Annotated in this window: 1 protein-coding gene; it reads right to left on the bottom strand. The window is 63.2% G+C overall.

Features of this window, described 5'->3' with window-relative positions:
• Positions 1-239: hypothetical protein (locus DPA01S_RS17415; RefSeq protein ID WP_232303225.1), on the bottom strand; the 239-nt coding region annotated here is incomplete at its 3' end.
• Positions 240-878: the final 639 nt, after the last annotated feature.

Genomic DNA, 878 nt, shown 5'->3' with positions numbered 1-878 from the left:
CCGAGCCCAAGCGATCCTGGTTCCAAGGAACCGTCGGCGAGGGAGTCGGTCGGAAGCTGTGAGGAATCGACCTCGGCACCAAGGCCGAGTGTCAACGCGCCGAGGGAGCCGACAACCGCCAGCCCGAGACCGAGCTCGGCGCTCTGCGCGCTGGAGGTTGCCGGCGCGCCAGCGACGGCAAGGAGCGCGGCCGTACTGACCGCGGCGATCCGGAAGTACGGGGGGCGATGCGACCGCATGCTGGACTCTTTTCTCTCGTGCGTTCGGCCGGACCACTGTGCGCGCGGCCGGACGTTCGATAACTCAACTGTCCTTCAGAGAATCGCTCGTCCACAGTTAATTGTTACTACGCCAAAGGACCAGAGTTCAGATGGGTGGCCCGTGGTCACCCGGGGCAGGTTTCGAGGGCAGCCGTGCAGCGGGGATCGACGAGAGTTTCCGGCTCGAGTAAAAATCGGTGGCTAGCACCTCTAGGAAACGGCCTGCGAACACGCAGCTCGTTCGTCTGACGGTTGTAGGAATTCCCGGTGTTGACCGATCAGTAGTACTTCCCAGAGATTCTCTCGGTGGGACACTGCCTGGAGCAAGGAACCGGGTCACCTCCACCCTGTACCGGGCCCGGTCCCGTCCTTTCTGCAGGCCAATGGCAATCCCCTGGTTGACCGGACTTCGCCCTCCAGGCCTCCCCATCTATCGGCTGCGCTTGCACCACGACGCCGAGAATGCTCTCAGATCGGCGGCGACAACGAGACCGTCGGCGATCAGGGCCACCGTGTCTGATGGCGGAAAACCTCGACATCGAAGTAACCCAACCGCCCCACTACAGCGTCACCCTAAAGGGTGAAGAACTGCCCGCGGGGGACCGAGACAATAGGGGG

It is taken from the genome of Dietzia papillomatosis NBRC 105045 (genome assembly GCF_001570845.1).
In the GTDB taxonomy this organism is placed as follows: domain Bacteria; phylum Actinomycetota; class Actinomycetes; order Mycobacteriales; family Mycobacteriaceae; genus Dietzia; species Dietzia cinnamea.
Note: the sequence above shows the minus strand (reverse complement) of the source record. Positions and strands in the feature narration are given on the sequence as shown.